General features: G+C 67.4%; 5 protein-coding genes. 2 read left to right on the plus strand and 3 right to left on the minus strand.

The genetic code is table 11. The features are described from left to right. Nucleotides 1-99 precede the first annotated feature (99 nt). Both ACLQ7E_RS05730 and ACLQ7E_RS05735 read right to left on the minus strand, forming a co-directional pair. Nucleotides 100-1275 carry an endonuclease/exonuclease/phosphatase family protein gene (locus ACLQ7E_RS05730; protein ID WP_411731609.1) on the minus strand — a complete coding sequence of 392 codons (1176 nt, stop codon included), beginning with the start codon at nucleotides 1273-1275 and terminating at the stop codon, nucleotides 100-102. A gap of 206 nt (nucleotides 1276-1481) precedes the next feature. Next, nucleotides 1482-3143, minus strand: a complete 1662-nt coding sequence (locus ACLQ7E_RS05735; RefSeq protein ID WP_411731610.1) for a thiamine pyrophosphate-binding protein — start codon at nucleotides 3141-3143, stop codon at nucleotides 1482-1484. Nucleotides 3144-3379: 236 nt separating this feature from the next. Here ACLQ7E_RS05735 and ACLQ7E_RS05740 point away from each other — a divergent pair, with 236 nt between their 5' ends. Continuing rightward, complete coding sequence (locus ACLQ7E_RS05740) at nucleotides 3380-3739, plus strand: PadR family transcriptional regulator (protein WP_411731611.1); 360 nt, start codon at nucleotides 3380-3382, stop codon at nucleotides 3737-3739. Between the two features lie 13 nt (nucleotides 3740-3752). Then, a complete protein-coding gene (locus tag ACLQ7E_RS05745) occupies nucleotides 3753-4475 on the plus strand; it encodes a hypothetical protein (protein ID WP_411731612.1) in 723 nt (240 codons plus the stop codon). Between the two features lie 128 nt (nucleotides 4476-4603). On the opposite strand, the gene ACLQ7E_RS05750 is transcribed toward ACLQ7E_RS05745, so the two are convergent. Beyond that, on the minus strand, nucleotides 4604-5198 hold a 595-nt coding region (locus ACLQ7E_RS05750; protein ID WP_411731613.1), incomplete at its 5' end, for an ABC transporter permease.

Consider the following 5198-nt stretch of genomic DNA (forward strand, 5'->3'; position numbering starts at 1 on the left):
CCCGCTCTGGGTGGGGGGGGGTGGTTTTTTTTATTACCCCCCCGCCCCCCCTATTTGGGGGGGGGCCCCGGCCGTTGCTGCATGGTTGCCCCGGGGGGGTCAGTCGGTTAGCGTGACATCGACCCAGACCAGCCGGTGGTCACTGCTGGCCGGCGGCCACCCGGAAACGAGTTCGCCGCCGTCTTGCCCGGCTCCGGGCCAGTAGACTCCCGAACCGCGCACCGGCAGCGTTGCCGAGGGCAAGACGTAGTCCACGCGCAGCACCCCGGCGCTTCCGCGCCCGAAGTCGGCGGTGCCCAGGGCGCTGCGGGTGATCCCGGCAATGCCCCGGAGTTCAAGATCCCCGGGGAGTTCGGCGACGGCCGGCCGCGGATCAACCAGCGACGGGTTGCCCAGCAGGGCCGTGATGGCAGCCGGGTCGGACTCCCCCGAGGCGGCGTCGGAGTTCAAATCCCCCAGCACCACGAAGTCGCTGCCCGGTTCCAGTGCTCCGCGCTTGCCCGAATCGTCATAGATGTATTCGCCGCGACCCTCGCCGCCAAGGTAGTCGTTGATGAGCCGGATCTCGTCGTGGTTGCGTGCCTGGTTGCGTTTTTCCGGGCCGTCAAATACCGGAGGGGTGGGGTGGGCGGCAATCACGTGGATCGTCTTGTCCCCCACCGTGACCGGCACGTCCCACATGGATTTGCTGGGCAGGCGCAGCACCCCGCGGACCAGTTCGCCGTAGTGCCGGGTTGGCAGTTGCGAGTTCGGCATGTCCTTCCACAGGAACTTCTGGAAGGTGCGGGCGTTGGCGGCGTCGATGGGGTACTTGGAGAAAAGCACCATGCCGTATTGGCCCTCGAAGTCCCCGTAGCCCAGCGCGTCGGCGGGGCCGCCCACGATGCCGTCCCCGTCAAGGTCCGCACCGCTGGGGATCCCCGTGTTGGCCGGGGCCAGATACGTGTACGGGTAGTCGATGGGGGCCTGGCCGCCCTGGGAGCGGGCCAGGTAATTGCTTTTGAATGCCTCCGCCGCGGCGCCCTGAAGATCGTGGTCGAACTCGTTAAGCAACAGCACGTCGGGTGCGTTGCGCTGCACGATCTCGGCCACCGCCTGCGCCTGGGTGTCCAGGGGCGTGGAGAGATCCACTGCGAGTTGCCCGGGCAGCGGGCGGTTCAGCGAGGCGTTGAAGGTCGCCACGCGCAGGGAGGGTGCCGCCACGTCGCGGCCTTCGGCGTAGGGAATGGGGGCTGCCGAGTGCGGGTGCACGGAGATCGACCTCGCTTCTGTCACGGGTTGCGCCTGCGCCGGGAGTGCCCCGGCCGCCGCGCACGCGGTGAGTATTGCGGCGGCAAGGGCCGTCCGGATCGAATGTCGCACCATCCCACCCTAGGGGGCGGAACCTACTTTGCGGTAGGTCTGCATTTTATCCAGTCAACGGTTTTTCTGCCGGCGAAACACGCGCCCGCGCGGGGCGGGCGCGGGGCGGGCGCGGGGGCTCAGCCCCGCACGCCGGCTGCCCTGCGGTTGGCCTCCAGGACTTCCTCCATGTACGGGGCCCGCACCTCCGGGGAAATGCGGCAGTCCACCAGGAAGACCCCGTTGGACCCTTCGGCGACCCAGTCCCGCAGCCCGGCAAGGTCATCCAGCGTGCGGACCTTGCTGGCCTTCGCGCCGAGCCCGCACGCCACGGCGGCGAAGTCGACCTCGGGAATCAGCATGGGGCCCTCGTGCAGCCCGATGGATCCGTATTGGTGGATCTCGGCCCCGTAGGCGGCGTCGTTGTAGATGACGATGATGCCGCTGCGCACGGAGCGGATGACGGATTCGAGGTCCGCCAGGCCCATGAGGAAGCCGCCGTCGCCGCTGGCCAGCACGATGGTGGACTCCGGAGCCGCGGCCCCGGCGCCCACGGCGGAGGCCAGGCCCAGCCCGATGCTTTGGTAGGCGGTGCCCACGAGGTTCAGGGCGTGCGGCCCCGGGACATCCCAGTACATGGGACCCCACCCGATGAAGTGTCCGCCGTCCTGCACCACCACGCGGTCCGCGGGCATGATCATATTCAAGGTTTGTGCCACCGCCCGCGGATCGAGCAATCCGTCCGGTGCCGCTCGATCCCCCCTCGCGTGGTCGTTGACCCGCTCCAGGCGGTCGCCCGCCGTCTCCACCCAGCGCCACTCGCCGTCGCGCCCGTGAACCAGCGGCAGCAGGGCGTCGGCAACCGCGGCCACGTCGGCCCGGATGAATACGTCAACCCGCGGGCTGGTCGCCGCCGTGGCGACATCGACCTGGATGACCTGGGTGCCGCCGTTGAAAAGCTCCCCGAAGCGGGTGGTGAATTGGTTCAGGCCCGCCCCGAGCACCAGCACCACGTCGGCCTCGTGAATGAGGTCCGCGGTTTCCTCGGAGGAAAATCCGCCGGTGATGCCCAGGTCCCCGTTGCGGCCGGCCAGGAGGTTGGCCGCGAGCACCGTGCTTGAGCTCAGCGCCCCCAGTCGGTCGGCGAGCGCGGTGATTGCCTTCGCCGCACCGGACAGCCGTGCCCCGCGGCCGTACAGGACCAGTGGGCGCTTGGCCTCGTTCAGGGCCGTGGCAGCCTGGGCGAGCAGTTGCTGTGCGGCGGCCGGGTATCCGGGATCCAACTCGAAGTCCGCCAGCGACAGCTGGCCTTCCTCGGCCGCCTCGTCGGCAACGAGGTCGTAGGGAATCGACAACACCACCGCGGTACGTTCGCGCAGTGCGTGGGCGACGGCCTCGAATGCGATGGCCATCGGGCGCTGCGCGTCAACCACGAAGGTCGTGGCGCCCACGGCGTCGTTAATGGCGCCCTGGTCGATGTCCCAGGGGCGGGCGCCGGTGGAGGGCTGGTCACCGGCGACCAGCACCATCGGGACCCTCGCCTTGGCGGCCTCCGCCAGCGGGGTGATCGCGTTGCTGAAGCCGGCGCCGTAGGTCGTGGTGGCGATGGCAGGTTTTCCGGTGACGCGGAAGTAGGCGTCGGCGGCGGTGACGGCGGCTGACTCGTGGCGCACGGCGGTGAAGCGGAACCCGGTGCGGAGAGCGGCGTCAAGGAAGTGGGCATTACCGTTCCCCATGACACCGAAGATCTCGGAAGTGCAGGTTAAAAGGGCGCGGGAAACGGCAGCGGAAACTGTAGACATTTTTGTGACTTTCGAATGCAGCAAAAAGAAATAAGGCCATATTCGTCTTCGGGCAATGAACCCGGATTTCGCCCATTTTTAGAGCGACGGCAGGAACTTCAGATACGTTCCGCCTGACGATGCAACGATAACCGTGCCACTGTGTGCTGCGCAACATTGCGTCCATGCCGCCGGCGTCGGGTTTCGAAGGTTCACGGATCGTTGACACGCATACTAGTTAGACATACAGTCTAGTCATGCCCAGCACCCAAGATCAGATGAACCCAGGCGACGACTGGCCAAGCGACTGGCTCCGCGCCGCACTGGGCCTCTGCACGTTGCAGGTCCTTGAAGCCGGCCCCACCTACGGTTATGCGATCATCGCGGAGCTTGCCGGGGCGGGCCTCGGAAAGGTGAAGGGCGGAACCCTGTACCCGCTGCTCACCCGGTTCGAGGCGGCCGGCTGGCTCGAGGTTGACTGGCGGCCGGGCGAAGCCGGACCGGGCCGCAAGTATTTCGCCCTCACCGATGCCGGGCGTTCGGAGCTGGAGCGCCAGCGCACCGCCTGGCACGCCTTCGCGGGCATCACCACGACTTTTCTCACCGAACCGCAGTAGCAAGGGAGCAAGCATGATCACCACCCAGGACCAGAAGTGGCTCGACGCCCTTATCCTCGAGCTGCGCCTTCGCGACGTCTCCGGCTCCGGCATCGGTGACACCGTGGCCAGCGTGAAGGAATACCTTGCCGACTCCGGCGAGGGGGCGCAGGAGGCGTTTGGAACGCCCGCCGGGTATGCCGCGAGCCTTGACTTGTCCGCCAGCGTGGTGGAAACCTCGCTGAAGGGCACGATCGCCCGCTCCGTACTCGGGGTGGTGGCCTTCGTGGTCTTCACCCAGGCGATTTCGCCCTGGGCCGCCGGCGAATTGCTTGGCCTGGGTGCCGCCCAGCTTGCCTGGCTCGCGGTGCCGGCCATTCTGGTGGTGGGCCTGCCCATGTTCCTTGGCGCATTAATGCGGCGGTTCTGGCTATTCATGGTTCTCTTCGCAGCAGCAGTCGCGGCCGGCATCCTCGCCGCGTTCAGCGCCCCGCGGGATCCCGCCTCCTCGTGGCTGTCCCTTGACCCTGCCGTGGTGCTGGTCGCGGCCGCCGCAGTCATGATCGCCCTATCCGTCATGGGAACCATCGATGCCATGAATGTCGAGAACGACACCATTCGCGAGCCCCTCGAAACCCCCGGCACGGCCAGCAAAAACCGCACCACCTCCCGGATCGCGGGCATCCTCGCCGCGTGGATCTTCCCGGTCTTCGCCGCAATCTTCCTCGGCCTCGGTGTCACCGTTTTTGCATTCTGACCGGCGGCGGAGCTGGGGCCGGGCGGATTCCTTGCCCGGGGGCCGTTGATATAGGCAGAAAGCGGTTCCGGCCTGTGTTTCCACAAGCCGGAACCGCTTTCCCCTACTCCTCGGGGGAAGTGCCCGCCTCAGCGGATCTTGCGACGGTACTTCGCGATCGCGAAGCCGTAGGCAATGACCAGGATGCCGACGAGCCAGGCGAGAGCGATCCAGATGCCATCGCCCACGGGCTCCTGGGCGAAAAGGGCCCGGATGGTGTTCACGATGGAGGTCACCGGCTGGTTCTCGGCGAACCACGCGACGGGGCCGGGCATCGTGCTGGTGGGCACGAATGCGGAACTGATGAACGGGAGGAAGATCAGCGGGTAGCTGAACGCGCTGGCGCCGTCGACGGTCTGCGCGGAGAGCCCCGCGATCACGGCCAGCCAGGTAAGGGCGAGCGTGAACAGGACGAGGATGCCGGCGATTGCAAGCCAGGCGCCCACGGATGCTCCGGTGCGGAACCCCATGAGGAGGGCCACGCCGACGACGACCGCGACCGAGACGAGATTGGCCACCAGCGAGGTGAGCACGTGCGCCCAGAGCACGCTCGACCGCGCGATCGGCATGGACTGGAAGCGCTCGAAGATGCCGCCCTGCATGTCGAGGAACAGGCGGTAGGCGGTGTAGGCGATGCCGGAGGCAATCGTGATCAGCAGGATGCCGGGGAGCATGTAGTTGACG

It is taken from the genome of Paeniglutamicibacter sp. (genome assembly GCF_046714615.1).
GTDB lineage: Bacteria > Actinomycetota > Actinomycetes > Actinomycetales > Micrococcaceae > Paeniglutamicibacter.

Coding starts and splice junctions, on each gene's coding strand:
- ACLQ7E_RS05735 (WP_411731610.1), bottom strand. CDS start 3,143: ATGTCTACAGTTTCCGCTGCCGTTTCCCGCGCCCTTTTAACCTGCACT.
- ACLQ7E_RS05740 (WP_411731611.1), top strand. CDS start 3,380: ATGCCCAGCACCCAAGATCAGATGAACCCAGGCGACGACTGGCCAAGC.
- ACLQ7E_RS05745 (WP_411731612.1), top strand. CDS start 3,753: ATGATCACCACCCAGGACCAGAAGTGGCTCGACGCCCTTATCCTCGAG.